This window comes from Caballeronia sp. Lep1P3 (genome assembly GCF_022879595.1).
In the GTDB taxonomy this organism is placed as follows: domain Bacteria; phylum Pseudomonadota; class Gammaproteobacteria; order Burkholderiales; family Burkholderiaceae; genus Caballeronia.
In genome coordinates, this window is record NZ_CP084266.1 from 775,867 (window position 1) to 802,366 (window position 26,500).

Genomic DNA, 26,500 nt, shown 5'->3' on the forward strand with positions numbered 1-26,500 from the left:
GCCGACCGGGCGGGGTGTACCGGTCGGCGCACGCGCGAAACGCACCGGTCACGCTTTTGAACGCTTCTTTTCCGACATCGCGGCCATCGGCTTGTCCCGGCCTCATGCGCGTCGTGCAGGCGCGCGACGGCGGGCTCGCGCGCCTGCGTCTCGCGGGCGGCGAGCTTCGCGCGGACGCGGCGCATGCGCTTGCGCACGCGGCCATGTGCTGCGGCAGCGGCATCATCGACATTACGAATCGCGCGAACCTGCAATTGCGCGGCATCCACGACGACGCGCACGCGCGGCTCGTCGGCATCGCGCTCGACGCCGGGCTCGGCCCGCAAGCGCAAGGCGGCGACGATCTGCGCAACGTGATGCTGAGTCCGCTCGCAAGCGACGCTACGCGCGCGCTTTGCGACGCCATCGTCGGCGCGATGCAGCGGGATCCCGCGTTGCACGCGCTGTCGCCCAAATTCGCGCTGCAGCTCGACGGCGGCGAACGGCTCGCGATGCTCGATCATCCTCACGACGTGTGGCTGAGCGCAACGGACGACGGATCGCGCTATGCGTTCGGTCTGGGAGGAACGGTGCCGCATCGCATCGGCGATGCGCCGGCGCTCGGCAGCGTCGCGCGCGATGATGTGGTCGCGTTCGTGCTGTCCGCGCTGCATGCGTTTCTTGCTCGCGCATCGAATGAAGAGCACAGGATGCGGGCGCTGATCGCGCGCATCGGCTTGCCTCTTATTGTGGATTCCTTATCATTCGACGCAGTCCGCAGCGACTGGCGACGCGCCCCCGCCGATGCCTCGTTGCGCTTCGGCGCGCATCCGATGCCCGACCGCGCCGCATGGTATGTGGGCGCGCAACCGCCATTGGGACGCCTCGACGCCGCCACGCTCGACGCCCTCGCCGATCTCGCCTCCGCGCACGCGCAAGGCCGTCTCGTGATGACGCCGTGGCAAGGCGTGCTGCTGCCGGATGTCGCGGAAAGCCGCACGCGGTATGTGATCGAGCGTCTCGATGCGCTCGGTCTCGTCACCGATGCGAACGCGCCGCTTGCGCGCATGATCGCGTGCAGCGGCTCGACTGGCTGCGCAAGAAGCCATGCCGATACCAAAGCCGATGCACACCGCCTCGCCACGCTGCTGCGCGCTCCCGTCGACGTGCACCTGAGCGGGTGCGAACGCTCGTGCGCGGCGGCGCATCCGGTCCCCGTCACGATGATGGCGGTGTCGCATGCGCGCTATGACCTGCATGTGGACGCGCGCATCGCCGCACGCAATTTATCCATCGAAGAGGCGGCCGAATGGCTCGCCCGGAGCCATGCCGATGCTTGACTACCTACGCGACGGCGCGCAGATCTATCGTGAATCGTTCGCGACGATCCGCACCGAAGCCGACTTGCGCGCCATTCCAGGCGACCTCGAAAAGCTCGCCGTACGACTGATCCATGCATGCGGCATGGTCGATATCGTCGACGATCTGCGCTTCTCTGCCGGCGCAGGCGATGTCGGCCGCAACGCGCTCGCGGCCGGCGCGCCGATACTGTGCGATGCCCGCATGGTCGCGGAAGGCATCACGCGCGCGCGCCTGCCCGCCGACAACCGCGTGATCTGCACGCTCGCCGATCCGTCCGTGCCCGAACGTGCCCGCGCGATGGGCAACACGCGCTCGGCCGCCGCGCTCGAACTGTGGCGGCCGCATCTCGAAGGCGCGATCGTCGCGATCGGCAACGCGCCTACCGCGCTCTTTCATCTGCTCGACATGCTCGATGCCGGCGCGCCCCGGCCCGCGCTGATTCTCGGCTTTCCTGTCGGGTTCATCGGCGCGGCGGAATCCAAAGCGATGCTTGCCGCGGATAGCCGCGGCGTGCCTTATGTCGCGCTGCTAGGCCGGCGTGGCGGCAGCGCAATGGCCGCCGCCGCGGTGAACGCACTTGCTTCGGAGACCGAATGATGAGCGGCCGGCTCTACGGTCTCGGCGTCGGTCCGGGCGACCCCGAACTCATCACCGTGAAGGCGCTGCGGCTTCTCAAGGCAGTGCCCGTCGTCGCGTACTTCGTCGCGAAGGGCAAGAAAGGCAATGCGTTCGGCATCATCGAGTCGCATCTGGAGGACGCGCAAACGCGCCTGCCGCTCGTCTATCCCGTCACGACCGAAGCGCTCGAACCGCCGCTTTGCTACGAGACGATCATCAGCGGGTTCTACGATGAAGCCGCGCTCGCCATCGCGCATCATCTCGAAGCCGGACGCGATGTCGCCGTGATTTGCGAAGGCGATCCGTTCTTCTACGGCTCGTACATGTATCTGCACGATCGTCTCGCGGGCCGCTTCGATGCGCTCGTGGTTCCGGGCGTATGTTCCATGCTCGGCGGCGTATCCGTGCTCGGCACGCCGCTCGTCTATCGCAATCAGAGCCTGAGCGTGCTGTCGGGCGTGCTTCCCGAAGAAGAACTCCGCCACAAACTCGAAGCAAGCGATGCGGCGGTCGTCATGAAACTCGGGCGCAACTTCGAGAAGGTGCGGCGCGTGCTCGTCGAACTCGGCCTCGACAAGCGCGCGTTGTATGTCGAGCGCGCGACGATGGCGAATCAACGCATCGTGCCGCTCGATGAAGTGGATCCGATGGCTTCGCCCTATTTCTCGCTACTCGTCGTGCCGGGGGAAAGATGGCGGGCATGAGCGATGTTTCTGCAATGGCCATCGTCGCGCTCGGCGAAGGCTCCATGCACACCGCGCGACGCATTCAGGCGCGTTACGCGGGGTCGCTCGTGCATGGACTCGCGAGCCGCGTCCATGCGGACGTCCCCTACGACGACTTCGGCGCGCACATACGCGCGCTTTACGTGGCGAACACGCCTGTCGTCGCGCTGTGTTCGGCGGGTATCGTCATCCGTGCGCTCGCGCCGTGTCTTGCCGACAAACGCGCGGAGCCTCCCGTGCTTGCCGTCGCGCAGGACGGCAGCGCGGTCGTGCCGCTTCTCGGCGGCATGAGCGGCGTGAACGTGCTCGCTCGCGAGATCGGCGCGGCGCTCGATACTACGCCCGCCATCACGACGAGCGGCGAATTGCGTTTCGGCACATGCCTGCTCGCGCCGCCGCCGGGCTATGCGGTCGCGGACATCGAACGCGGCAAGCGCTTCGTGTCCGACTTGCTGGCAGGCGAAGCAACGCGCATAGAAGGCCATGCGCCGTGGCTCGACCAAGCCGATTTGCCGCGCGGGAACGATGCACGTCTCGCCGTGCGCGTGACGCCGCATGACGCGCGCGATGAACACAGTCTCGTGATTCATCCACGCTGCGTCGTCGCGTGGATCGAGGACGCAAGCGGTTCGACTACGGAGCGGGTGCATCTTGCGTTACGCGCGCATCGGCTCTCACCGCTTGCGCTCGCGGCGCTCGTTGCGCCTGCGCGCGACATGCAGTGCGATTCGCTCGCGGATGCCGCCAAAGCGTTGAACGTACCGCTACGCTTCGGCGATGCATCGCCTGAGCATGATGTGCTTCATGGCGACGGCATTGCACTCACCATCGCCGATGCGCCCGTCGATGCGCAGTCCATCGGACAGGCACGCGGCACGCTGACGGTGATCGGACTCGGACCCGGCAGCGCGGAACTCATGACACCCGCGGCAAAGGCGGCCCTCGCCGCCGCTGAAGATGTTTTGGGCTACGAAACATATTTGCGCATGGCCGGACCCTTTCGTGCCGATCAGCGCGTCCACATGACGGACAACCGCGAGGAACTGCAACGCGCGCGCCACGCGTTCGAACTCGCGAGCGGCGGTCGCAGAGTCGTCGTCGTTTCGTCCGGCGATCCGGGCGTCTTCGCGATGGCCGCCGCCGTGCTCGAAGCGCTCGACAAAGGACGCGACGCGCATGCCGAATGGAATGCGGTGAAGCTCGCGATCGTGCCGGGCGTATCGGCATCGCTCGCGACGGCTGCGCGCGCGGGCGCACCGCTCGGCCATGATTTCTGCGTGTTGTCCCTGTCGGATAACCTGAAGCCGTGGAACGTGATCGAAAAGCGCATCGAGCATGCGAGCCAGGCCGATCTCGTGATGGCGTTCTATAACCCGCTATCGAAGGCGCGGCCCTGGCAATTCGATCGCGCCATCGACATCGTGCGGGCACATCGCCATGCGCACACGCCCGTCGTGCTGGGCCGCGACGTAGGCCGCGCCGGCGAGACCATGCGCATCGTCAGGCTCGGCGAATTGAATGGCGGGCTCGTCGATATGCGCACGATGGTGATCGTCGGTTCGTCGACGACACGCGTGATCGGCAACGACGAATGGGTCTATACGCCGCGCTGGTACTCGAGCGACTGAGCGGGCACATGTAGCGCACGCCATTGCGATGCAAGCGCCAGTGCGCCGCCTGTGCGCACGATGCCCTCTTCGAAGTCCACGACGACGACACGATCCGCGCTCGCAGGCACCGCGGGCCGCTCGTTGGTTCGCCCGTCGGTCAGCACCCATAGCCAGCGACGCTGCGCGGGCCTGCGACGCGCCGCGCGTGCAAGCACCGTCGACGCGCTCGACAAGCCCATCGCGAGCGGCGTTCCGCCTCCGCCGCCTATCGGCGCAATCCAGCGTTCGTTGAACCAGTGGGCCGCGCCCGGCTGACGACGTACTTCCGCACGCCCGCCGCCGAAGCACACGAGCGCAACCTCGGCGCGCTCGCGATACGCCTGATCGAAGAGCGCAATCAGCAAGCCCTTCGCGCGCGCGAGACGCTCGCCGCCAAGCATGGAACCGGAACAATCGAGCACGAAGCAGTGCAGCGCGGGCGCTTCGCCTTCGCCGCGCCGGAAGCGCACATGATGCGCGGCAAACGGCGTGTTGCGTTTGACGCGCAACGTCGCGATCCAGTCGATGGACGGCGACGGCGCGCCGTGACGCGCAGCGACGCGCCCCTTCGACCGCGCTTCCTGCCATCGAAGACGATGCGCGGGCGCATCGGCGTCGAGCCCTCGATGGCTCAGGCTTTTTTTGTGGCGAGCGGACGCACGCGCTTGAGCTTCGCGGCGCCGGCCGGCTCGGGCGGCAGATAACCCCAATCGCCGTTCTGCGAGTCGCCTGCCCCTGCTTCATGCCTTGCTTCATGACGCGGCGCTTCGCGCGAAGGCGCCTGCTGCTCGCGCCGCCGATGCCGCAACACCGCATCCGCGACACATTCGACATGCTTCGTCTCGACATGCTCCGCGCCTTCGAGCGCGGCAAGCGCACGCGCCGCGCGCAGCATCACGAGATCGGCGCGCAAGCCATCGACCTGTGCGGCGATGCATAGTTCGCTGACGCGCGCATGCACGTCGTCATCGAAATCGAACGAGTCGAGTGCAGCGCGCGCGGCGTCGATGCGTTCCGCGAGCGCGGCCTGGTTATCCGCGTGACCCTCTCGAAATACTTCGGGGTCCGTATCGAACGCAAGACGCGCCTTGACGATGCGCTGACGCACGCTCGCGTCGAAGCAATTGCTCAACTCGACGGCAAGCCCGAAGCGATCGAGCAATTGCGGACGCAGTTCGCCCTCTTCCGGATTCATCGTGCCGATGAGCACGAAACGCGCGTCATGGCGATGCGAAATGCCGTCGCGCTCGATGATGTTCACGCCGCTCGAAGCGACATCGAGCAATTGATCGACGAGCGGGTTCGGCAGCAAGTTCACTTCGTCGACATACAGCACGCCGCGATGCGCTTTCGCGAGCAGGCCCGGCGAGAACTTCACGCCGCCGTCGCGCAGCGCGCTTTGAATGTCGAGTGTGCCGATCAACTGCTCTTCGCTTGCGCCAAGCGGCAAAGTGACGAGCGTACCTTCGGGCAGCAGTTCGGCAAGCGCGCGCGCCGCCGTGGATTTCGCGGTGCCGCGCGGCCCGCTGACGAGCACGCCACCGAGCGACGGATCGACGGCCGCGAGCAGCAGCGCTTGTTGCAGCGGCGCCTGCCCGACGAGGGCGGTGAAAGGAAACGCTGGAAATAAAGAGGTTTCGTTCAAGTCTGTCGGCCTTCGAGTTGCTGTTCGACATCGAACAGATGCCGCGTGACGGCCTCGCGATAAACGCCCGGCTCTTGCCACAAGCCTCGCTCCATCGCTTCGAGCAGGCGCTCGCAGATAGACTGAAGCGCATGAGGATTGTGTTGCGCGATGAAGTCGCGCGTGCCGGCGTCGTTCACGTAAGCATCGGTCACGAGCGCGTATTGATGATCGGATACGACGCGCGCAGTGGCGTCGTAGCCAAAGAGATAGTCCACCGTTGCAGCCAGTTCGGATGCGCCCTTGTAGCCATGCCGCTTGATGCCGTCGATCCATTTCGGATTGACGACGCGCGAACGCACCACGCGCGCGATTTCTTCGTTGAGCGTGCGCACGCGCGGCGAAGCGGGATTGCTGTGATCCGCGTTGTACGCCTGCGGCTGAAGCCCCGAAAGGTAACGCACCGCCGAAACCATGCCACCCTGAAACTGGTGATAGTCGTTCGAATCGAGCAGGTCGTGCTCACGATTGTCCTGGTTCTGCAGCACGACATCGAGCGTGGAAAGGCGCGCGCCGAAGCTCGCGCGCGCTTCCATGCCATCGCCGTTCTGCGAATACGCATAACCGCCCGTGCTTTGATACGCCTCGGACAAGTCGGCATCGGTGTGCCACTGCTTCTGATCGATGAGTTCCTGCAAGCCCGCGCCGTATGCACCGGGCTTGCTGCTAAAAACACGCCAGCCCGCGCGACGTCGCGCCTCTTTCGCATCGACGCCACGGCCCATCAGTTCATCGCGCTCGCGCAAGATGCGCGCGCGTATCGGGTTCACGTCCTCCGGTTCGTCGTCGAGATCCGCGACGGCTTGCACGGCGGCATCGAAGAGATGCATGAGGTTCGCGAACGCATCGCGAAAGAAGCCGGATACACGCAAGGTCACATCGATGCGAGGCCGGTTGAAGATGGAGACCGGCAGAATTTCGAAGTCCGTCACGCGATGACTGCCCGCCGCCCACTTGGGCCGCACGCCGATGAGCGCGAACGCCTGCGCGATATCGTCGCCGCCGGTACGCATCGTCGCCGTGCCCCATACGGACAGGCCGATTGCGCGCGGATAATCGCCATGATCCTGCACATGCCGTTCCACGAGCATGTTCGCGGACTTGAGCCCGAGCGACCACGCCGCTTGCGTCGGCAAGGCGCGCGTATCGACCGAATAGAAATTGCGGCCCGTGGGCAACACATCGGGCCTGCCGCGCGATGGCGAACCGCTCGGTCCAGGCGGCACGAAGCGACCTTCGAGTCCGCGCTTCAACTGCATCGACTCTTGCGGGCCGCATGCGTCGAGGCGCGCAAGAACATCGTTACGCAAGCGCTGCAGCACGAGCGCAGTACGCGGGCCGGGCGTATCCGCATTGCCCGCTATGATCTGCGCTGCAAGCGCTTCGAGCCGCTCGCGCGTGTCGCCATGATGACGCCACGGCCCGTCGATGGCGGCTTCCAGTACTTGCGGGCGCGGGCCGTTCCATGTTGCGGACCAGTCGGCATCGAGCGGATCGAAGGCATCGCCGAGTTCCAGATCACGCGCAAGCGCCGCGATGAGACTCGCGTTCGCACCCTGCCCGTCGCCTGTCGGAAAGCGTCCGAGCGCGAGCAGCGTATCGCGGCGCTGCGCGCCTTGCGGCGATACGCCGAATATGTGAAGCCCGTCGCGTATCTGCGCTTCCTTGAGCTCGCAGAGATATGCATCGGCGCGCGTGAGCAACGCGTCTTCGCCAGCCGCATCGCGCGGCGCGGCGAAGCCGAGTTCTTCGTGCAGCCTGTTTTCGACGATGCTCGCGAGGATCGACTTGCGCAGCAGCTTCGCGCGGCGATGATCGACCATCAATGCTTCGTAGTACTCGTCAACCTGACGCTCCAGATCCTGCAATGGCCCGTAGTTCTCCGCGCGCGTGAGCGGCGGCATCAGATGATCGATGATGACCGCCTGTGCCCGCCGCTTCGCCTGACTGCCCTCGCCCGGATCGTTGACGATGAACGGATAGAGATGCGGCATCGGACCGAGAATGAGATCGGGCCAGCATGAGGCCGATAGCGCGACGCTCTTTCCCGGCAGCCATTCGAGGTTGCCGTGCTTGCCGACATGCACGAGCGCATCGGCATTGAAGCGCTTGCGCAGCCAGATGTAGAACGCGAGATACGAATGCGGCGGCACGAGTTCGGCGTCGTGATAGCTCGCGTAGTCGTTGCGCTCGCGCGAACGCGACGGCTGAATGCCGACGAACACCTGACCACAACGCAAGCCCGCGATCATGAACCGGCCGCGTCTCACCGTTGGGTCTTGCTCGGGCGCGCCCCATGTTTTTTCGAGCGCGGCGCGCGCGTCCGCAGGCAGCGTTCGATACGCGTCGAGATATTCGTCGAGCGACAGGCTCTGAAGCGCAGGCCGCAGATCGCGCACCACGGGATCGTTCGTCACGCCCTGCGTGAGCGCGGCGATGAGCGCATCGCCATGCGGCGGAATATCGCCTGTCCGATAGCCCTCGCTCGCGAGCATCGACAAGATGCCGACCGCCGATGCGGGCGTGTCGAGTCCCACGCCATTGCCAATGCGCCCTTCGCTTGCCGGATAGTTCGCGAGCACGAGCGCGATGCGCTTGTCCGCGTTGGGCGTATGCCGCAGCGCGCACCAGCGCCGGCTCAGTTGAGCGACGAAGCTCACGCGCTCGGCATCGGCCTGATAGCGCACGACGTCCACCTGCGTATGCACACAGCGATACGCGAGGCCTTTGAAACTCACTGCGCGCGTGATGATGCGGCCATCGACTTCGGGCAACGCGACATGCATCGCGACATCGCGCGAATTGAGGCCGTGATTGTCCTTCTCCCAGTCATCGCGATTACCGCCGCTCAGAATGACTTGCAGCACGGGCGCGTCGCCCGCGACTTCGAATGCCTCGCTTTCGCCGATCACGCCCGCAGCGAACGCCGTCGTGTTCAGCACGAGCGACGCGCGATGCTGGGCGCACAGTCGCTCGACCACTTCGCGGCTCACGCTGTCCTTCAGCGACGAAATCGCGACGGGCAGTGGATTCAGGCCTTCTTTTTCGAGTGATTCGATGATCGCGTCGAACACCGCCGTATTACCGGACTGCAAATGCGCGCGATAAAACAGGACCGCGACGACGGGCGCACCCTCGGTCCAACGCGCGCGCCAGTCGTCGATGACTGCGATCTCGCGCTCGGGGTGATAGATCGCGACGGCAGGAAGCGGGCCTGGCGGTTGCGGCTCGCGTCCGAAGCCGAATGCGCGATGACCGATCGCGCGCAAGAACTCTTCCGCATTGCGCGCGCCGCCTTCGCGCAAATAGCGCGACAGTGCGCGGCAAAACGCGGCATCAACCGTGCTCTTGCTGATGAGATTCGGGTCTTCGGTGAGATCGCCCGAGAACATGGCGAGCAATTGATTCTCGCTTCTTGCAAGCGATACAAGACGTTCGATGCCGTAAGGCCAATACGATTCGCCGCCAAGATGATCGACGATCACGACCTTCGCATGACGCAGCACATCGTCGATATAGAAGTCGACGGACGCTGGCTGACGCAGAAAGGACTGGTTCACGAGCCGCACTTCCGGGAAGCCCGCTTCCAGGCGCGGAAACACGCTTGCAAGCAGCGCGAGCGTGGTGTCGGCGGAACTGAGTATGACAATCGGCGCGCGCGTCTGATCGATTCGTATGACGCCCGCAGCGTCATCGACGAAACGGCCCGGTGTGGTGCGTAGCAGATGCATTGCGCTTAAGCCTGCGCGAGCGCGTTGGCAAGCGCTGCGTCGAATGCGGCCTGCAGCGTTTGCGTATCGAGTCCCTCGCCGATCAGCACGAAGCGGCTTTCTGCCTCGCCTTGGCGCCAACGCCTGTCGAAATAGCTGTCGAAGCGCCGTCCCACGCCCTGCACGACGAGGCGCATGGCCGCGCCCGGCAGCGCGGCGAACCCTTTCACGCGATAGATCGTGTGGTGCTCGACGAGCGTATGCAATGCGGCAATCGCTTGCTCGCGCGATTCGATATGCGCTGCAACGACGACCGAATCGAACTCGTCGTGATGATGATCCGCGTGGCCTTCATCGTCCGCGGAACCGTGATGATCCTGCCGCAAATGAATGGTCTCTTCCGACGCCGATTGCAGGCCGAGCAACGCATGGACGTCGAGCTTGCCCATTTGCGCGGGGACGATCTTCACTTCGGGCGGAATCTCCGGACGCACGAGCGCTTCGACCGATCGCCACGCGTCTTCATTCATCAGGTCCATCTTGTTGACGATGACGAGGTCTGCCGAGGCAAGCTGATCCTCGAATAACTCGTGCAGCGGCGATTCGTGATCCAGATTCGGATCGGCCCTGCGCTGCGCATCGACGGCTTGCGGGTTCGCGGCGAACTGTCCGCTCGCGGCGGCGGGACCATCGACCACGGTGATGACCGCATCGACGGTGAACGCATTCTTGATGGACGGCCAGTTGAACGCCTGCACGAGCGGCTTGGGCAAGGCAAGGCCCGACGTTTCGATGAGGACGTGATCGATGCGCTCGCGCCGTTCGAGCAACTGCTCCATCACCGGATAGAACGCCTCCTGCACCGTGCAGCACAGGCACCCGTTTGCAAGCTCATACAGATTGCGGTCCGACGATGCCGCTTCGTCGTCGCAGCCGATGCCGCAGCCCTTGAGGATTTCGCCATCGATGCCGAGCTCGCCGAACTCGTTGACGATTACAGCGAGACGCAAGCCTTGCGCGTTCGCGAGGATATGACGCATGAGGGTTGTCTTGCCGCTGCCGAGAAAGCCTGTCACCACCGTGACGGGAATCTTGCGGGTTTGCATCGTAGCTCCGTGGCTCATGTATGCGTGCGCCGTGCATCGCGCGATGAGTGAATCGCAAGCGAACGACCGGACTGGAATTGCGCACGACTTAGTGGATCGTGGTCCGTGCCGCCTCCCCGCGGCATCGGGCCCTGCGTAGTTTGGCCGGTATCCGGGCTGGCGACATCATTGCGCGGCCTTCCTGCCGTATGACCGACAGTGGCGCGGTGCGTAATGCGCGGCATTCGATGCGTGAATGCCGCTAGTCGCTTACCGTTGCGGGGGCAGCGCAGGTTGGCGTTCGTCCGTTCGCATGAACACGCGAGACGCTTCCTGCTTCCCGTTTGACTGCGCGCGAAAGACATCGCGCGCGAGCACCAAAACTGCGTGGAAGTCTAGGCTGCGCGTGAACGAGCGTCAAGAAAGCCGATACCGATATAAGGTGCATGTGTTATCTTTTGCCCGCGTCTGGTGCTCGCGCGTTCACACGCAACGCGCAGTTAAACGGGAAACAGGAAGCCGCCTCTTCAGTTCGCGAAGAACGCGCGCCAGCCTGTGCTGTCCCCGCAACGGTACGCGACTGGCGGCACGCATCGTTGCGATGCCGCGCATCGTGCTTCACGCCACTGCCGGTCATCAGGCGGGAAGGCCGCGCGATGAAGTCGCAAGCCCGGATACCGGCCAGCGCAGGGGACGAAACGCAAAGCATGCAACACCGCATGCGTTTCGCCGAACGCCGCGCATCCGCGAGGGACGCATGCACGGCGCCAAGCTTCTCGTTCAGTGCAAATCAATGGAGTCTCATCGCGCGCGGCCGCCTGGACTTGCAGTCGGCATCGGCTGCAAACGCGGCGTGAGCGCCGAAGCGATAGAAACGGCCGTGCACATCGCGCTTCGATCTTCAGGGCTTGCGTTCGCGGATATCGCGTGCGTCGCGAGCATCGACATCAAGCAGGATGAAGCGGGCTTGCGCGCGTTTTGCGAGCGTCATCGCCTGCCCTTGAGTTTCTATGGCGCCGACGACATCGCCCCCACTCTGCTCGATGGCGTATGCGAGCCTTGCGCGCTGCTCGCAAGCGATGGCGGGCGGTTAGCCGTGCGCAAGACGATCGCGGGCGGCGTCACGGTCGCCATTGCAGTGAACGAAGCATGAACGACACGAAAAGCCCATGAAAACCGATACCGAATCGCATCTGCGCATGACGCAGCGTCGCAAGGAAGGCCACGAGAAGAAGCAGGCCGCCGCCGATCACGAGAAGGGCTTGCTGATCGTCAATACGGGCAACGGCAAGGGCAAGACCACAGCCGCGTTCGGCATGGCCGTGCGCGTGCTCGGCCACGGCATGAAGCTCGGCGTCGTGCAGTTCATCAAGGGCGCGCTGCATACGTCCGAACGCGATGTCCTGAGCGCGATGGCGAAGTGCGATTTCGTCACGATGGGCGACGGCTATACGTGGAATACGCAGAACCGCGAAGCCGACATGGCGACCGCGCGCAAGGGCTGGAGCGAAGCGCGTCGCATGATAGAAAGCGGCGCGTATCAGATGGTCGTGCTTGATGAACTCAACACGGTCCTCAAATACGACTATCTGCCGCTAGACGAAGTGCTCGATGTGCTGAAGGCGCGCCCCGCGATGCTGCATGTGGTCGTTACGGGCCGTCATGCGCCGGATGCGCTCGTCGAGTTGGCCGACCTCGTCACCGAGATGCGGCTCGTGAAACATCCCTATCGCGAGCAAGGCGTGAAGGCGCAACGCGGCGTCGAGTTCTGACACGATGCCTGACTGTCCCGCACTTTTCATCGGCGCGAGCGCGTCGCATCAAGGCAAGACGACGGTAACGGCCGCGCTCGCTCGCCATCACACGCGGCAGGGCCGGCGCGTGCGCGTCTTCAAGACCGGGCCGGATTTTCTCGACCCGATGATTCTCGAACGCGCATGCGGATCGCCCGTCTATTCGCTGCATCTTTCGATGGTGGGCCTCGATGCATGCCGCGCGTTGCTTGCAAAGGCCGCGCGCGATGCGGACCGGATCCTGATCGAAGGCGTCATGGGCCTTTTCGATGGCACGCCCAGCAGCGCGGATCTTGCCGCCGCGTTCAACGTGCCCGTGCTCGCCGTGATCGGCGCGCATGGCATGGCGCAAACCTTCGGCGCAGTGGCATTCGGGCTTGCGCGTTATCGCGCGGATGTTCCGTTTCATGGCGTGCTCGCTAATCGCGTTGCCTCGCCGCGTCATGCCGACATGCTCGCGCAAGCCATTCCCGAAGGCATTCGCTATTGCGGACATCTTTCGAATGCAGACGATATGACGCTGCCGGAGCGGCATCTCGGCATCACACAGGCACAGGAGATCGCGGGGCTCGATGCGCGTCTCGATCGCGCGGCCGATGCCATCGCCCAGACCGCGCTTGCAGAACTTCCGCCGCCTGTTCGCTTCGAAGACGCGACGCTCGAAGCGCCGCCGCGTCTGCTCAATGGGCTGCATATCGCTATCGCGCGCGATGCCGCGTTCTCGTTCATCTATCCCGCCAACGTCGATTTGCTGAGAACGCTGGGCGCACGCATCAGCACCTTCTCGCCGCTTGCCGATGAACCCGTTCCCGCCGACGCCGACGCGCTCTATCTTCCCGGCGGTTATCCGGAACTGCACGCGGCGACGCTCGCATCGAACGCGCGCACGCGGGCATCGATTGCCATGCATGTCGCGAACGAACGCGTTGTCGTGGCGGAATGCGGAGGCATGCTCTATCTCCTCGATTCGCTCATCGATGTGGAAGGCGTGCGCCATGGCATGCTTGGGATGCTGCCCGGCAACGCATCGATGCAGCGGCGTCTCGCGCGTCTCGCGATGCAGCGGCTCGATTCATCGCACGGCCCGCTCATGGGTCACACGTTCCACTATTCCACGCTGGAAACGACGATGCAGCCGATGCTCATCGCCAGGCACGCGACCACGCATACCGAAGGCGAAGCGCTTTATCGGCAAGGCAAGATCACAGCCACTTATATGCACGCTTACTGGCCGTCGAATCCGGCGGCAGCCGCAGCCCTCTTTCGCGGCGAACCGCTATGACGATCATCGACCTCGCCTTCACCATCGAACGCGCAAAAGCGCAGCAACCTATCGGCTCGCCGTGCACCGGCGTATGCAAGCTCGATCCCGCGCACGGCCTGTGCGCGGGATGCTTCCGAAGCCGCGAAGAGATCAAGCAGTTCCGACAGATGGACGATGCCGCGAAGCTCGCGCTGCTCGATGCATTACCCGGCAGACAAGCCGCGACGTTGCGCTAGCGCGGGCCGCTCGACTTCACGCGCTGCCAGTGCGCCGAACAGAAGCCCGAGCGTCGTCCATACGATCACCTGAATGCCGACTGCCACGACGCGAAATTGCCACAGCAAAGACGCGGAGAAATCGGCGGGCACTTCATCGACGCGCGGCAACGCGATCTGCGCAACCGCTATCAATGCAACATATGAAGCGCCCGCGATGATCGTCGCGTTCCAGTTGCCGTGACGCGCATGCAACCGCCTTTGCAGCCATACGGCGAAGACCGCCGCCGCGACCGAAATCGCCAACATGCCAAAGAACAATGCGGTGCGCGGCCCGATGGTCTCGGGGTTCCCGATGGCGGGCGGATTAGGCGGATATTTGATGAGGGGCACGATGGCGACGCTCACGAAGCCCAACGTCGCGAGCAAGGCCGATGTGCCGCGTGCATGCAATGCGCCAAGCCGCCCATAGGCGAACGCAAAGACGAGTGAGAAGATGCCGCCAAGCGCGGTGCCGAATACCGCGACGCCGGTGAAAAGACCGAGTCCTGCCTGCGTATCGCGGCTCACGAGTTCTTCGTCGCCATCATGATCGTGCGCATTGGCCGCGCTTTTATCATCATCATGCGCGTGTTCGTGCTTTTCCTCGAACGCAATGGCGCGCGCAACGGCCGGCTCACCAAACGTCCTTGCAAAGCCGAATCCGAGCAGGCCCGCGACGAGTCCCGCGATCATGCCGCGTATGAGCAAACTGCGAATCATGGCGCGTCCTCAGTGGCAGGGAAAGCCGAGCAGATGCCGGCCATCGTGGACGAACTCGTGCACGTACATACCCGAGAAGATCGACGTGGCGCCTTGTTCCGCGCCGACGAAATAGATCGCGATCAGCAGAATGAGGCCGATAAACACGGCCCAGGGCAAGACTTCGCGCACCGGAATGGGAACCGGCGCATCGAGCGAAGGCGAAGCGGAAGCAGCGGAATAGACCGGCGCGTGAGAAGAAGCGTTCATTGAATTTCTCCAGGGGAAAAGCGCGTCCCGATAGACGAAGAGCTTGCAGCGGGGTCTGACTCGCGGGCCGTGTCATTGACGACGAACCGCTTACAGTGGCGCGACCGTGCCGGGTTTGCACCGGCTTCCTCGCATTGCAAGCTTGCCATTCTATGATGAATGCCGGCAAAGTACAGCAACGAAATCGCTCTATGCGAGTTTGCTTTGAAATTCATTCTGCTGTGCCACGCCGCCACGCATGCGATGAGAGCCGCGCGCTTTCCTTCTCCCGACGATGCCGTTGCACGCGACGAACGCGCTACGCTCGCGCATCTTCGTGCACGGTGCGATGAACGTGTCATTGCCAGTCCCGCGGCTGCGGCGCGCGCAACGGCCTCATGGATCACGCATTCATTCGACATCGATCCGGCTTTCGGCGACATCGACTACGGGCGCTGGCGCGGGCACTCGATACGCGACATGGCCGAATCGGACCCGCAAGGCGTCGCTGCGTGGCTCTCGAACGTCGATGCAAGGCCGCATGGCGGCGAGAGCATCGCGATGCTGGCGCAACGTGTCACTCAAGCGCTTGCGCGTCTTGCGCGCGAGGCTTCGTGCGAATGTTGCATCGTGGTGACGCATGCGATCGTGCTCAAGGTCGCGCTCGCGCATGTGCGCGGCGAACCACTCGCGTCTATTCGCTCGGTGGATTTCGCACCGTTATCATCGATTACGCTCGACTATGACGCAGTGCGCGAAGGCTGGCGCGTGCAAGAAACTTCATAGGCCGCCGCGCACTCGAACGATTGCAGCTTTCTTAAAGGAGACGCTCATGACGCACTATGTGGACGGTTTCGTGGTACCGGTGCGCTTAGACAGGATCGATGCCTATCGCGCGATGGCCGAGGAAGCGGGAAAAATCTGGCTGGAACATGGCGCGCTGCAGTTCGTGGAAACCATCGCGGATGACGTCAAGCCCGGCCAGCTCACATCGTTTCCGCAAAGCGTGCAATTGCAGGAAGGCGAGACGGTCGCGTTTTCGTGGATACGTTATGAATCGCGCGAAGCTCGCGACACGGTCAACGCAAAGGTCATGAACGACCCGCGTCTGAAGGCCATGATGGAAAAGGAAGAGCCGCCTTTCGACGCCCGGCGCATGTTCTTTGGCGGCTTTGAGACGATCGTCGAACTCGGGCGCGGCTAGGCTTTTTAGCGCTTGCCCAAAAGGAAAATAGCGACATGTATATCGCCATGAATCGTTTCAGAATCGTGCCCGGTGCGGAAGCGGAATTCGAACGCTTGTGGACGAGCCGCGACACGCATCTCAAGGATGTGCCCGGCTTTGTCGAGTTTCACTTGCTAAAGGGGCCAGTCAAGGACGACTACGTCCTCTATTCGAGCCACACAGTCTGGGCGAATCAGGCGGCGTTCGAGGACTGGACGCGTTCGGACGCGTTTCGCGCCGCGCATCGCAATGCAGGCGGCGAGACGCGTCGGCTTTATCTTGGCCACCCCGAATTCGAAGGCTTCGAAGTGATTCAAACGGTGAAATAGCGCGCTTCTTTTACACGCGTATGAAAAAACGCGCTCATCGAAGGACTTTTTTAAGGAGACGATTAAGCCTTCGCTCCGCGCGCCATGCGCTGCAACGTTGAAGAATCGATGGCCGCCGCGCAGATTCGCACCGCTTCCTTGAGCGTGCGCGGCCTTCCCGCGCCGAACTCGCTCTCGAGCATCGCGACGGCGCGCGCGCGCTCGTCGTTGCCTAGCTTCTCTCCCGTCGCCAGTTCCAGAACGGAGATGAAGTAGGCCGCAGGCGGTGCAGTGCGTCCTTGGGCGACATGCGCCCTGTCGCCGGCGCCGCCGTCGTAGGCCTTGCCGCGTACATGGGCCCACGCAGCCCGGTCAGTGTCGTTTCGACTATTCATTGGTCTCTTCATTCGCTGAAATGCTCGAGCGCCGACGCGCAAACGTCATTGAACAAGCATGCAGCAAAGACCGTTCCACGCTGTCATCAAGCTGTCTTTTTGTCCGACAACAAAGCCTTCGCCACGCGACACGCAGCGAGATCCCACGCCGCGCATCCGACCGACTTGAACACGACCGGCCGCCCAGGGCGCTCGCTCGATGCGAGCGCTTCCGCAAGCGGCCGAACCGCGTTCCAGTCGACGCCCGCGAGAATGAAGTCGCCTGCTTCGTGACGCGCGCCTGCGGCATCGTCGACATAAAGCTCGCTTGCGTGAATAGTCGAAGCGGCGATTTCGGCGGCCTCAGCCGTGAATGCGCCCACGCCGATCACGAGCCGCGCGGCGCTTGCCGGCAGCGTATAAACAGGCGTTTTGCTCGTCGTCGCGGCGATCACGACATCGACCGATTCGGGAATGGATGCGCTATGAAGCGGCGCGATGTTAGGCGAGAGACCGGCGTGCTTCGCACAGAATGCGCTTGCGCTGCCTTCACGCGAGCCGAGCACGAAAACGCGCGCATCCGGATACACGCTCGCCAACGCCTCCACATGCGATGCAGCCTGCTTGCCGGTGCCGATGACGAGCACTTCTCGCGGCGGCATCGAAGCGAGCGTGCGAATTGCAAGCATCGATACCGCTGCCGTGCGGCGGCCTGTCACGGTCGGTCCGTCGAGCATGAATTGCGGCACGCCCGTGGCGGCATCGAATGCAGTGACTTGCCCGTGTATCGTCGGCAAGGCGCGCGCACTATTGCCGGGGCAAACGTTGACGAGCTTGTGCATCGCGATATCCTCGGCGGTCGCGGGCATCGACAACATCACGCCGCCCTCGGCAAGCGGCACGACGAGGCGCTCGGGACTGGCGATGCGGCCCGCCGCATAGTCGAGCATCGTCGCAGCGAGCGTGTCGACGAGGCGGTCGTATGGCAGAAGGCGCGCTGTTTGCGCTGCATCGAATGCGGGAATTGCGGCGGAGGTGTCGGTCATCGTTGAATCGCCTCTTTGAGTAAGTGCCGTCGGATGCCATCGGGATGCCATTGAAAAGCCCGATCATTCTAAAGGCGGCAGCCCGCGTGTCATAAAGCGCGCGGCTTTCTACAATCGAACGCATCGGCCGAGTCATATGACTGCAACATGAAATCGTCATAATCGACCGTTCCGTGCCGCGCACAACGACAGCATGCTTACGGAGCACCTCATGACCACGACGGACAAGCAGCGCCGCTTTCACGCCGACCTGATCGACAGCTATGACGAAGAGTTCGAGATGGAGATCGACGACCGCTTTCTCGACGGCGAAGCGGCCTTCTCCGATGAAGAGCGTCAGCTTCGCAAGACCTATTTTCGCGAGCTGTTCCGCCTGCAAGGCGAACTCGTCAAGCTGCAGGACTGGGTGGTGCATACGGGGCACCGCCTCGTCGTGATCTTCGAAGGGCGAGATGCCGCTGGAAAAGGCGGTGCCATCAAGCGCATCACGCAGCGGCTCAATCCGCGCGTTTGTCGCGTGGCCGCTCTGCCGGCACCGAACAATCGCGAGCGCACGCAGTGGTATTTCCAGCGCTATGTATCGCATCTGCCGGCGGGCGGCGAGATCGTGCTATTTGATCGAAGCTGGTATAACCGCGCGGGCGTCGAGCGCGTCATGCACTTCTGTACTGACGAAGAGTATGAAGAATTCTTTCGCTCGGTTCCCGAGTTCGAGAAGATGCTCGTGCGCAGCGGCATTCAGATCATCAAGTACTGGTTCTCCATTACCGACGACGAACAGGAAGTGCGCTTCGAAGCGCGCATCGAAGATCCGCTCAAGCAGTGGAAGCTAAGTCCGATGGACCTGGAGAGCCGCCGGCGCTGGGAAGCGTACACGGCTGCCAAGGAAGTGATGCTGCAGCGCTCGCATATTCCCGAAGCGCCGTGGTGGGTGGTGCAGGCCGTCGACAAGAAACGCGCCCGTTTGAATTGCATTCATCACCTGTTGAGTCAGGTGCCGTATCACGAGGTCGAGCATTCCCCGATCGACTTGCCCGAGCGCGTATTCAATCCGGATTACCTGCGCCAGCCTGTGCCGGAATCGATGTACGTCCCCGAGGTTTACTGAATCGTTTCAGCAGTGACGGCAGGCGATGCGCGTGATCGTCTCGCCGTCATGCTGACGCACCACCGAATGACGCGCGATGAATCGATAAGCATGCTGCGTGCTCTTGAGCAGCATGACAAACACTACCTGCGCGAGATTGAAGTCGAGCGTCACCATCAGGCGCATTAGAAATAGCAGTGGCAATACCACTGCGGGTTGATACATTTGTCTCGCGATCAAGTCTCTCATTCCCGGTCCCCTTTCCCATATCTAGATTCTAGGGATCGCGGCTGACGCGATAAATAGCCCGCAGATGAAGACATATGTTCCGCGCTGCGAACAATAGCGTCCGATGCGAAAAGCCCCGCATTTAAGCGGGGCTTGAACGGAACATTACTTCTGCGCGAGACTCGGTTCAGGTACGGGCGCGGGCATTGCATCACCCCAACCACCGCCAAGCGCGCGAATGAGATTGACCGTGGACACCGCCTGCGCACCGGCAAGCTGCACCGCCGCGCGCTGCGATTGCAGCACCGTGCGCTCGGCATCGATCACGTCGAGATAATTCACCGCGCCCTCGGTATATTGCGTGCGCGAGAGTTGCGCCGCACGCACCGATGAACTGACGGCATCGGCTTGCGTCGCGGTCTGAGCTTCGAGAATGCGCAGATCGGAGAGATTGTCTTCGACTTCGCGGAACGCAACGAGCACTTGCTGCCGATAATTCGCCACATCCTCTTCATACGTCGCGCGCGCATTCGCGAGATTGCCCTTGCGACGCCCGCCATCGAATAGCGGCAGATTCAGCATGGTGCCCGCAAAAGGTCCGAGCAGAAACGTGCGGCTCGACCAGTTGAAGAGATCGCCCAGCGTGGCCGATTCGAATCCGCCCGAGCCCGTCAAAGTGAGCGACGGAAAGAACGCCGCCTTCGCCACGCCGATACGCGCGTTTGCCGCCGCCATCGACCGTTCCGCCGCGGCGATATCGGGCCGCCGTTCGAGCAACGACGAAGGCAGGCCCGGCGGCACGCGCACGGTGACGGGCTTGAGCGGGTTCGCGGCGACCGTGAATTCGGCGGGCGTCTTGCCGAGCAGCACCGCCAGGCTATGTTCGGATGCGGCGCGAAGACGTTGAACGGTCATCGCATCGGAACGCGCGGTCGCGAGTTCGGACTTCGCGCGCGCCACGTCGAGTTCGCTGATGTCTCCTTCGGCAAAGCGCCGCTGCACGAGTTTGAGTGCTTCCTCGCGTAACGAAACCGTGCGTGCGAAGACATCTGCTTCCGCATCCCGTTCACGCAGATCGAAGTAGTTCTGCGCGACGTCCGCCTGCAGCGCGAGCTGCACCGAGCGAAAGAGCGCTTCGCTCTGTTGCGTGTCGGCGTTTGCGGCCTGCACCGAGTTCGACACGCGGCCGAACAAATCCACTTCATACGACACGCTCGCCTCAGCGCGCCATAACGTCTGCGCGGGGACGTTCGCATCGTGCGGCAGGAGCTGCGACGCGGGCGAGAGCTTTTCGCGCGTCGGGCCGAAACCCGCATCGAGCGTCGGAAAAAGCCCTGCGCGCGCGGTCTGATTGATTGCGCGCGCTTCCTTCACGCGCGCAGCCGCTGCCTTGAGGTTCTGGTTTGCATCCTGCGCCTGGCGTTCGAGATCGTTGAGCACGGCATCGTCGAATACGGTCCACCATTCGCCGCGCAGCATCGCTTCGGAAGGCTGCGCGGTCTTCCATGTGCCCGCTTCGGATGTGGACAGCGCCGGTGTCTCCTTGTACGCGGCGGGTGCATTTACATCCGGCTTCTCGTACGTGGGCGCGAGAGAGCATCCGGCAACCACCAGCAACGCGCCCGTCAAGGCCGGCAAACCGAACCATCGTTTCATAAGCATGCTCATCATCATCGACCTCATTGCGCTTCGTATGAAGCACCGATACCGCGCATCTGCGGATGCGTGCCGTGCTTGTCCGTGACGTGTTCCGCGCGGCTCAGCTTGCGCAGGATCACGTAGAACACGGGCGTGAGCATCAGACCGAAAAGCGTCACGCCGAGCATGCCGAAGAACACCGCGACGCCCATCGCATGACGCATTTCCGAGCCTGCGCCGGAGGACAACACCAGCGGCACGACGCCCATGATGAACGCGATCGACGTCATCAGAATCGGACGCAGACGCAGGCGGCTCGCTTCAATTGCGGCCTGCACGATGGAACGTCCCTGCATCTCCAGTTCGCGCGCGAATTCCACGATCAGAATTGCGTTCTTCGCGGACAGGCCTACGAGCACCATCAAGCCGATCTGCGTGAAGATGTTGTTGTCGCCATCGGTGAGCCACACGCCGAGGAGCGCGGACAGAATGCTCATAGGCACGATCAGAATGACCGCGAGCGGGAGCGTCAGGCTTTCATACAACGCGGCGAGTACGAGGAACACGAGCAGCACGCTGATCGGAAACACCCAGAGCGCCGCGTTGCCCGCGAGGATCTGCTGATACGTGAGGTCCGTCCATTCGAACTTGATTCCGCGCGGCAGCACTTCCGCCGCGATGCGCTCCGCCGCCGCTTGCGCCTGTCCCGACGAATATCCGGGCGCGGGACCGCCGTTGATGTCCGCCGCCGTATAGCCGTTGTAGCGCACCACCATCTCGGGGCCGTAAGTCGGCGTCACTTTGACGAGCGACGACAAAGGCACCATGTCGCCATTCGCGTTACGCGTCTTGAGCAAGCCGATGTCTTCCGGATTCGCGCGAAACGGCGCATCGGCCTGCACGCGCACCTGATACACGCGTCCGAAGCGATTGAAGTCGTTCACGTAGAGCGAGCCGAGATAGACCTGCATCGTGTCGAAAACATCGGTGACGGAGACGCCCAGCTGCTTCGCCTTCACGCGGTCCAGATCGACGTTCAACTGTGGAACGTTGATCTGATAGCTGGAAAACGTGGGTCCGAGTTCAGGCGTTTGCGATGCGCGCTTGATGAAGGCCTGCGTCGCATCGGCGAGCGCCGCATAGCCGAGCGCGCCGCGATCCTCGAGCTGCATCTTGAAGCCGCCGAGCGTGCCGAGGCCAAGCACCGGCGGCGGCGGAAACACGGCGATAAAGGAACCCTTGATGCCCGCATATTTTTGATTCAGCGCGCCGGCGATCGCGTTCGCGGAGAGCGCCTTGTCGTGCACGCGCTCCTTGAACGGCTTGAGCGTGACGAACACGATGCCCGCGCTCGACGAATTCGTGAAGCCATTCACCGACAAGCCCGGAAATTCCACCGCGCTTTCCACGCCCGGCTGCTTCATCGCGATGTCGGTCATCTCGCGAATCACGCCTTCGGTGCGATCGAGCGATGCGCCATTCGGCAACTGCGCGAAGCTGATCAGATACTCCTTGTCCTGCGCGGGCACGAAGCCGCCCGGCACGACCCTGCTCATCAGCACCGCGCCGCCGAGCAGCACCGCGTAGACGACCATCATCAGCGCCTTGCGGTTGATGACGCTCTTCACGCCCTTGCCATACGCATCCGAGCCGCGATGAAACACCGTGTTGAAGCGCCGGAAGAAGCCGCCGAACACGCGGTCCATGACGCGCGTGAGCCAGTCCTTCGGCTCGTTGTGGCCTTTCAGCAAAAGCGCGGCCAGTGCGGGCGACAGTGTGAGCGAATTGAACGCGGAGATCACCGTCGAAATGGCGATGGTCATCGCGAACTGCTTGTAGAACTGGCCCGTCAATCCGGACATGAACGCGAGCGGCACGAACACGGCAACCAGCGTCAATGCAATCGCGATGATCGGCCCGCTGACTTCGCGCATGGCCTGATACGTGGCTTCTCTTGCTGACAAGCCCGCTTCGATGTTGCGCTCCACGTTCTCCACGACGACGATCGCATCGTCCACGACGATCCCGATGGCGAGCACCATGCCGAAGAGCGACAGCGCATTGATCGAGAAGCCAAACGCCAGCAGCAGCGAGAACGTCCCGACGATCGATACCGGCACCGCGAGCAGCGGAATGATGGATGCGCGCCACGTTTGCAGGAACACGATCACCACGAGCACGACGAGCGCAATGGCTTCCGCAAGCGTATGAATGACCGCTTCGATGCTCGAGCGCACGAACTGCGTCGGGTCATAGACGATCTGGTATTCGAGGCCCGCGGGCATGTCCGCCTGCAACTCCTTCATCGTCTTGCGCACTTCATCGGAGATTTGCAGCGAGTTCGCACCCGGCTGCTGATTGATCGCAATGGCCACCGCCGACTTGTTGTCGAGCAGCGAGCGCAAGCCGTATTCGGACGCAGCGAGTTCCACGCGCGCGACATCGCCGAGATGCGTGACCGCGCCATCGGGCGAAGTCTTCAGCACGATGTCGCGAAACTCCGACTCGTTTTGCAGGCGGCCGCGCGCGTTCACGTTCAATTGCAGCGGCACGTTGGGCAGCGTGGGCGATCCACCGATCACGCCCGCCGCGACCTGCACGTTCTGCTCGCGAATGGCGTTGACGACATCGGTGGCGGTGAGGCCGCGCTGCGCGACCTTTTGCGGATCGAGCCAGACGCGCATCGAGTAATCGCCGGAGCCCCAAAGCTGCACTTCGCCGACGCCCGTAATGCGCTCGAGCCTGTCCTTTACGTTGATCAGCGCGTAATTGCGCAGATACGTCATGTCGTATCGGCCGTTCGGCGAGTTGAGGTGGACGACCATCGTGAGCGTCGGCGAGGACTTGATCGTCGTCACGCCAAGACGCTGAACGTCCTGCGGCAAGCGCGGCAACGCCTGATTCACGCGGTTCTGCACGAGTTGCGTGTTCTTGTCGGGATCGGTGCCGAGCTTGAACGTGACCGTGGTCGTGAGGTTGCCGTCGCTATTGGCCTGCGACTGCATGTAGAGCATGTCCTCTACGCCGTTGATCTGCTCTTCGAGCGGCGACGCCACCGTTTCCGCGATCACCTTCGGGTTCGCGCCCGGGTACTGCGCATGCACGACGACCGAAGGCGGCACCACTTCCGGGTACTCGGAAATGGGCAGCCTGAACATCGCGATGATGCCCGCGAGCAGCACCACCACCGATAGCACGCCCGCGAAGATCGGGCGGTCGATGAAGAATTTGGATATGTTCATGACGAGTATTTTTCGTTAGCAATCCGATGCATCACTGCGCGGATGCCGTCTTCACGAGAGGCGCATCGCCGCTATTGTTCATCGCGACGGCGTTGACCTTGACGACATCGTTCGGGCGCACGCGCTGCAAGCCGTTCACTACGATGCGCTCGCCCGGTTGCAGTCCCTTCGCGATGACGCGCAAGCCGTCATGCGTCTGCCCGAGCGTGACTTCGCGATACTGCGCGTGATTGTCCTTGTCGACGACCATCACGTACTTCTTGTCCTGATCCGTGCCGATCGCGGCATCGTCGACGAGCACGGCCGCATGCGGCGTGCCGCCGCCCACCTTCACGCGCGCATAGAGGCCGGGCACGAGCGAGCCATCGGGATTGTTGAAGCGCGCGCGAACGCGGATCGTGCCGGAGGTCGTGTCGAGCCGGTTATCGACGGAATCGACGACGCCCTCGCGCGAATAGCCGTCCTCGTTCGCAAGGCCGAGCGAGACCGGCACGGTGCTGCCGGCATCGCGGCCCAGATAGCGCAGGTACGTCTGCTCGTCGACGTCGAACGATGCGTAGATCGGCGAGACGGAGACGAGCGTCGTCAGAAGCGGCGCATTCGCGCCCGTCGAAACGATATTGCCGACGGTCAGTTCCGCACGCGACACGCGGCCCGACACGGGCGCCACGATGCGCGTGTAGGCGAGATTGATCTTCGCGGCTTCGAGCGCGGCCTGCGCTGCCTTCAGATTGGCGACGGCCTCGCGCGCGGCGTTCTGCTTTTCGTCGTAATCGCGCTTGGCGATGGCGTTGTCCGCAAGCAGACGCTCGGCGCGCGCCGCATCGGTCGACGTATAGCCGTTGCGCGCCTGTGCCGCCGCGAGCTGCGCCTGAGCGCGATCGACCTCGGCTTCGTAGGGGCGCGGATCGATGGTAAAGAGCGGATCGCCCTTGTTCACGAGCGCGCCATCCTTGAAATGCACCGCGACGATCGTGCCGGGCACGAGCGGGCGAATGTCGACGTGATCCACCGCTTCGAGCCTGCCGGAATAGCTCTGCCAGTCCGTGATGGTCTTCGAAACGACGGTCGCGACATCGACTTCGGTGGCGGTCGGGCCCTTGGCGGCGGCGTGCGCTTCGTTGATCGCCGCGTCGCCGTGGCCGCGCCACGCGGTATAACCGCCCGCGCCTGCAATGACCAGCGCAGCGCCTAGCGCGGCGTAGATGCGTTTGCGAGTGAAGAACATGATGTGAGAACTCCAGTTGCGTTGAATATGTTTTTTTTGGTGCGTGGCCTGCGCTCACCGGGTGCGCGCAAGCCGCTTCCTGAAGAAAGCGACGACATCGGCGAGTGCATCGGGATGCGCGGCAAGCGCCTGATGCGACGCGTTGCAATGCCGCGTCACTTCGGTCGGCACGCCCGCCGCGATCAATTCCGCTGCGTATTTCTCCGCTTCGATATGCAAGAGGTCATGCTCCGCGCTCGCGATCAATGCAGGAGGCAGGCCAGCGAGACGCCGCGATTCGAGCGGCGCGGCATACGGATGCAAACGTTGCGACGGATTCGGCAGATACGCGCGATAACAGCGCGCGCATTCGCTCAGTGCGAGATCGGCACACACGACCTTGCGCTCATCCGCGACGCGCGTCATGCTCGGGTCCAGCAGCGGCGCAAGCAGCGCCTGCGCGGACAGGCGGATATCGCCGCGATCGCGTGCTATCGCGGCCACGCACGTCGCGAGATTGCCGCCCGCATCGTGGCCCGCCACGCCCATGCGCTCTCCATCGGCGCGCTGCGCGCGTGCATGCGCGACGACCCATTGCGCCGCGCGATAGCCGTCTTCGGGCGCCGCCGGAAACGGATACTGCGGCGCGAGCGAATAGCCGACGGACACGACCCACGCCGGCGTATCGCGTGCGATGGTCGCGGCGGCGATGTCGGCATCATCCAGACCGCCGTGTGTAAAACCGCCGCCATGAAAATAGAGGACGATGGGCAACACCGTGCCATCCGACGCGGGGCGATAGCTTCGCAACGCAATGGGCTGCGCGTGTCCGGCGATGTGCACCTCTTCGATGCACAGCCTCGGACGCGACTCCTGTTCCAGCAGTGTTGCCATGGTTATTTCGTGCAGGGCCTCGCACGCAAGGCCCACGAGCATAAGTTGCGATGCTGCGAATTCTGGAGTCCACGCCTTTTTAGATAAATGCCTATAATCCGGCAACACAATTCGGTCGCACCGAACAATAGTCGTTAAGTCCTTTAGCCGTTCGCTTGCCCCTGACTTAGCCACCCG

At 63.3% G+C, this 26,500-nt stretch carries 25 protein-coding genes and 3 riboswitches; of the genes, 12 read left to right on the top strand and 13 right to left on the bottom strand.

Going from position 1 to position 26,500, the window contains the following annotated elements; all coding sequences use genetic code 11:
* The first annotated feature begins 56 nt into the window (after positions 1-56).
* From cobG to cobJ, 4 genes are read left to right on the top strand one after another with little or no spacing between them, the layout of a single operon-like run.
* Positions 57-1,319 (top strand): precorrin-3B synthase, encoded by a 1,263-nt coding sequence (gene cobG, locus LDZ27_RS18110; protein WP_304657594.1) that lies wholly within the window; start codon positions 57-59, stop codon positions 1,317-1,319.
* A complete protein-coding gene (locus tag LDZ27_RS18115) occupies positions 1,312-1,938 on the top strand; it encodes a precorrin-8X methylmutase (protein WP_244816262.1) in 627 nt (208 codons plus the stop codon). The genes cobG and LDZ27_RS18115 overlap by 8 nt, the downstream gene beginning before the upstream one ends.
* The gene (locus LDZ27_RS18120) at positions 1,935-2,663 is read left to right on the top strand and encodes a precorrin-2 C(20)-methyltransferase (protein ID WP_244816263.1); all 729 of its coding nucleotides are present in this window, start codon (positions 1,935-1,937) and stop codon (positions 2,661-2,663) included. The genes LDZ27_RS18115 and LDZ27_RS18120 overlap by 4 nt, the downstream gene beginning before the upstream one ends.
* A complete protein-coding gene (cobJ, locus tag LDZ27_RS18125; RefSeq protein ID WP_244816264.1) occupies positions 2,660-4,312 on the top strand; it encodes a precorrin-3B C(17)-methyltransferase in 1,653 nt (550 codons plus the stop codon). The genes LDZ27_RS18120 and cobJ overlap by 4 nt, the downstream gene beginning before the upstream one ends.
* Here the strand turns inward: cobJ and LDZ27_RS18130 are convergent.
* The 4 genes from LDZ27_RS18130 to cobW all read right to left on the bottom strand — a co-directional run bounded on the left by LDZ27_RS18130 (position 4,282) and on the right by cobW (position 10,833).
* Entirely contained in the window at positions 4,282-4,851 is a 570-nt protein-coding gene (locus tag LDZ27_RS18130) for a VWA domain-containing protein (protein WP_244817251.1), read from the bottom strand. The two genes, cobJ and LDZ27_RS18130, sit on opposite strands and share 31 nt — an antisense overlap.
* Positions 4,852-4,964: 113 nt before the next feature.
* Positions 4,965-5,978 carry an ATP-binding protein gene (locus LDZ27_RS18135; protein WP_244816265.1) on the bottom strand — a complete coding sequence of 338 codons (1,014 nt, stop codon included), beginning with the start codon at positions 5,976-5,978 and terminating at the stop codon, positions 4,965-4,967.
* Positions 5,975-9,748: a cobaltochelatase subunit CobN gene (gene cobN, locus LDZ27_RS18140; protein ID WP_244816266.1), complete on the bottom strand. Its 3,774-nt coding sequence runs from the start codon at positions 9,746-9,748 to the stop codon at positions 5,975-5,977. The genes LDZ27_RS18135 and cobN overlap by 4 nt, the downstream gene beginning before the upstream one ends.
* A 5-nt stretch (positions 9,749-9,753) precedes the next feature.
* Positions 9,754-10,833 carry a cobalamin biosynthesis protein CobW gene (gene cobW, locus LDZ27_RS18145; RefSeq protein WP_244816267.1) on the bottom strand — a complete coding sequence of 360 codons (1,080 nt, stop codon included), beginning with the start codon at positions 10,831-10,833 and terminating at the stop codon, positions 9,754-9,756.
* A 124-nt stretch (positions 10,834-10,957) separates the two neighbouring features.
* Positions 10,958-11,209: riboswitch (cobalamin riboswitch) on the bottom strand.
* Between the two features lie 55 nt (positions 11,210-11,264).
* Positions 11,265-11,513, top strand: a riboswitch (cobalamin riboswitch).
* Positions 11,514-11,605: 92 nt separating this feature from the next.
* On the opposite strand from cobW, the gene LDZ27_RS18150 reads away from it, so the two are divergent.
* Genes LDZ27_RS18150 through LDZ27_RS18165 form a run of 4 tightly spaced genes read left to right on the top strand, consistent with a single transcriptional unit; the run spans position 11,606 to position 14,105 of the window.
* Entirely contained in the window at positions 11,606-11,965 is a 360-nt protein-coding gene (locus LDZ27_RS18150; protein ID WP_244816268.1) for a cobalamin biosynthesis protein, read from the top strand.
* 16 nt (positions 11,966-11,981) lie between these two features.
* Positions 11,982-12,584, top strand: a complete 603-nt coding sequence (gene cobO / locus LDZ27_RS18155; protein WP_244816269.1) for a cob(I)yrinic acid a,c-diamide adenosyltransferase — start codon at positions 11,982-11,984, stop codon at positions 12,582-12,584.
* Between the two features lie 4 nt (positions 12,585-12,588).
* Positions 12,589-13,887 carry a cobyrinate a,c-diamide synthase gene (locus tag LDZ27_RS18160; RefSeq protein ID WP_244816270.1) on the top strand — a complete coding sequence of 433 codons (1,299 nt, stop codon included), beginning with the start codon at positions 12,589-12,591 and terminating at the stop codon, positions 13,885-13,887.
* Positions 13,884-14,105 carry a DUF1289 domain-containing protein gene (locus LDZ27_RS18165; protein WP_244816271.1) on the top strand — a complete coding sequence of 74 codons (222 nt, stop codon included), beginning with the start codon at positions 13,884-13,886 and terminating at the stop codon, positions 14,103-14,105. Before LDZ27_RS18160 ends, LDZ27_RS18165 begins: the two co-directional genes overlap by 4 nt.
* Here LDZ27_RS18165 and LDZ27_RS18170 read toward each other — a convergent pair.
* Positions 14,073-14,846, bottom strand: a complete 774-nt coding sequence (locus LDZ27_RS18170; protein ID WP_244816272.1) for a CbtA family protein — start codon at positions 14,844-14,846, stop codon at positions 14,073-14,075. The genes LDZ27_RS18165 and LDZ27_RS18170 overlap by 33 nt on opposite strands.
* A 9-nt stretch (positions 14,847-14,855) precedes the next feature.
* The gene (locus LDZ27_RS18175; protein ID WP_244816273.1) at positions 14,856-15,095 is read right to left on the bottom strand and encodes a CbtB-domain containing protein; all 240 of its coding nucleotides are present in this window, start codon (positions 15,093-15,095) and stop codon (positions 14,856-14,858) included.
* 29 nt (positions 15,096-15,124) lie between these two features.
* Positions 15,125-15,288: riboswitch (cobalamin riboswitch) on the bottom strand.
* Between the two features lie 11 nt (positions 15,289-15,299).
* Between LDZ27_RS18175 and LDZ27_RS18180 the strand changes: the two genes are divergently transcribed.
* From LDZ27_RS18180 to LDZ27_RS18190, 3 genes are read left to right on the top strand one after another with little or no spacing between them, the layout of a single operon-like run.
* Positions 15,300-15,860, top strand: coding sequence for a histidine phosphatase family protein (locus LDZ27_RS18180; protein WP_244816274.1), 561 nt, complete (start codon positions 15,300-15,302; stop codon positions 15,858-15,860).
* A gap of 46 nt (positions 15,861-15,906) precedes the next feature.
* Complete coding sequence (locus LDZ27_RS18185) at positions 15,907-16,278, top strand: DUF1428 domain-containing protein (RefSeq protein ID WP_244816275.1); 372 nt, start codon at positions 15,907-15,909, stop codon at positions 16,276-16,278.
* A gap of 35 nt (positions 16,279-16,313) precedes the next feature.
* A complete protein-coding gene (locus tag LDZ27_RS18190) occupies positions 16,314-16,628 on the top strand; it encodes an antibiotic biosynthesis monooxygenase (protein WP_244816276.1) in 315 nt (104 codons plus the stop codon).
* Positions 16,629-16,690: 62 nt separating this feature from the next.
* Here LDZ27_RS18190 and LDZ27_RS18195 read toward each other — a convergent pair whose 3' ends face one another.
* A complete protein-coding gene (locus tag LDZ27_RS18195; RefSeq protein ID WP_244816277.1) occupies positions 16,691-17,002 on the bottom strand; it encodes a hypothetical protein in 312 nt (103 codons plus the stop codon).
* A gap of 86 nt (positions 17,003-17,088) precedes the next feature.
* Positions 17,089-18,027 (bottom strand): bifunctional Delta(1)-pyrroline-2-carboxylate/Delta(1)-piperideine-2-carboxylate reductase, encoded by a 939-nt coding sequence (gene lhpI / locus LDZ27_RS18200; protein WP_244816278.1) that lies wholly within the window; start codon positions 18,025-18,027, stop codon positions 17,089-17,091.
* A 211-nt stretch (positions 18,028-18,238) separates the two neighbouring features.
* On the opposite strand from lhpI, the gene ppk2 reads away from it, so the two are divergent.
* Positions 18,239-19,135 (top strand): polyphosphate kinase 2, encoded by an 897-nt coding sequence (gene ppk2 / locus LDZ27_RS18205; protein WP_244816279.1) that lies wholly within the window; start codon positions 18,239-18,241, stop codon positions 19,133-19,135.
* Positions 19,136-19,141: 6 nt separating this feature from the next.
* On the opposite strand, the gene LDZ27_RS18210 is transcribed toward ppk2, so the two are convergent.
* The 5 genes from LDZ27_RS18210 to LDZ27_RS18230 form a co-directional block, all read right to left on the bottom strand.
* Positions 19,142-19,339, bottom strand: a complete 198-nt coding sequence (locus LDZ27_RS18210; RefSeq protein WP_370653410.1) for a hypothetical protein — start codon at positions 19,337-19,339, stop codon at positions 19,142-19,144.
* Between the two features lie 168 nt (positions 19,340-19,507).
* Entirely contained in the window at positions 19,508-20,998 is a 1,491-nt protein-coding gene (locus LDZ27_RS18215) for an efflux transporter outer membrane subunit (protein WP_304657600.1), read from the bottom strand.
* A gap of 23 nt (positions 20,999-21,021) precedes the next feature.
* Positions 21,022-24,222 carry an efflux RND transporter permease subunit gene (locus LDZ27_RS18220; protein ID WP_244816282.1) on the bottom strand — a complete coding sequence of 1,067 codons (3,201 nt, stop codon included), beginning with the start codon at positions 24,220-24,222 and terminating at the stop codon, positions 21,022-21,024.
* A gap of 31 nt (positions 24,223-24,253) precedes the next feature.
* A complete protein-coding gene (locus tag LDZ27_RS18225; RefSeq protein WP_244816283.1) occupies positions 24,254-25,450 on the bottom strand; it encodes an efflux RND transporter periplasmic adaptor subunit in 1,197 nt (398 codons plus the stop codon).
* Between the two features lie 54 nt (positions 25,451-25,504).
* The gene (locus tag LDZ27_RS18230; protein WP_244816284.1) at positions 25,505-26,323 is read right to left on the bottom strand and encodes an alpha/beta hydrolase fold domain-containing protein; all 819 of its coding nucleotides are present in this window, start codon (positions 26,321-26,323) and stop codon (positions 25,505-25,507) included.
* Positions 26,324-26,500: the final 177 nt, after the last annotated feature.

Excerpts from the sequence above, each read along its gene's own strand:
- LDZ27_RS18115 (WP_244816262.1), top strand. The coding sequence starts at position 1,312 with ATGCTTGACTACCTACGCGACGGCGCGCAGATCTATCGTGAATCGTTC.
- LDZ27_RS18120 (WP_244816263.1), top strand. The coding sequence starts at position 1,935 with ATGATGAGCGGCCGGCTCTACGGTCTCGGCGTCGGTCCGGGCGACCCC.
- cobJ (WP_244816264.1), top strand. The coding sequence starts at position 2,660 with ATGAGCGATGTTTCTGCAATGGCCATCGTCGCGCTCGGCGAAGGCTCC.
- cobN (WP_244816266.1), bottom strand. The coding sequence starts at position 9,748 with ATGCATCTGCTACGCACCACACCGGGCCGTTTCGTCGATGACGCTGCG.
- cobW (WP_244816267.1), bottom strand. The coding sequence starts at position 10,833 with ATGCAAACCCGCAAGATTCCCGTCACGGTGGTGACAGGCTTTCTCGGC.
- LDZ27_RS18150 (WP_244816268.1), top strand. The coding sequence starts at position 11,606 with ATGGAGTCTCATCGCGCGCGGCCGCCTGGACTTGCAGTCGGCATCGGC.
- cobO (WP_244816269.1), top strand. The coding sequence starts at position 11,982 with ATGAAAACCGATACCGAATCGCATCTGCGCATGACGCAGCGTCGCAAG.
- LDZ27_RS18160 (WP_244816270.1), top strand. The coding sequence starts at position 12,589 with ATGCCTGACTGTCCCGCACTTTTCATCGGCGCGAGCGCGTCGCATCAA.
- LDZ27_RS18165 (WP_244816271.1), top strand. The coding sequence starts at position 13,884 with ATGACGATCATCGACCTCGCCTTCACCATCGAACGCGCAAAAGCGCAG.
- LDZ27_RS18170 (WP_244816272.1), bottom strand. The coding sequence starts at position 14,846 with ATGATTCGCAGTTTGCTCATACGCGGCATGATCGCGGGACTCGTCGCG.
- LDZ27_RS18175 (WP_244816273.1), bottom strand. The coding sequence starts at position 15,095 with ATGAACGCTTCTTCTCACGCGCCGGTCTATTCCGCTGCTTCCGCTTCG.
- LDZ27_RS18185 (WP_244816275.1), top strand. The coding sequence starts at position 15,907 with ATGACGCACTATGTGGACGGTTTCGTGGTACCGGTGCGCTTAGACAGG.
- LDZ27_RS18190 (WP_244816276.1), top strand. The coding sequence starts at position 16,314 with ATGTATATCGCCATGAATCGTTTCAGAATCGTGCCCGGTGCGGAAGCG.
- LDZ27_RS18195 (WP_244816277.1), bottom strand. The coding sequence starts at position 17,002 with ATGAATAGTCGAAACGACACTGACCGGGCTGCGTGGGCCCATGTACGC.
- lhpI (WP_244816278.1), bottom strand. The coding sequence starts at position 18,027 with ATGACCGACACCTCCGCCGCAATTCCCGCATTCGATGCAGCGCAAACA.
- ppk2 (WP_244816279.1), top strand. The coding sequence starts at position 18,239 with ATGACCACGACGGACAAGCAGCGCCGCTTTCACGCCGACCTGATCGAC.
- LDZ27_RS18210 (WP_370653410.1), bottom strand. The coding sequence starts at position 19,339 with ATGTATCAACCCGCAGTGGTATTGCCACTGCTATTTCTAATGCGCCTG.
- LDZ27_RS18215 (WP_304657600.1), bottom strand. The coding sequence starts at position 20,998 with ATGAAACGATGGTTCGGTTTGCCGGCCTTGACGGGCGCGTTGCTGGTG.
- LDZ27_RS18220 (WP_244816282.1), bottom strand. The coding sequence starts at position 24,222 with ATGAACATATCCAAATTCTTCATCGACCGCCCGATCTTCGCGGGCGTG.
- LDZ27_RS18225 (WP_244816283.1), bottom strand. The coding sequence starts at position 25,450 with ATGTTCTTCACTCGCAAACGCATCTACGCCGCGCTAGGCGCTGCGCTG.
- LDZ27_RS18230 (WP_244816284.1), bottom strand. The coding sequence starts at position 26,323 with ATGGCAACACTGCTGGAACAGGAGTCGCGTCCGAGGCTGTGCATCGAA.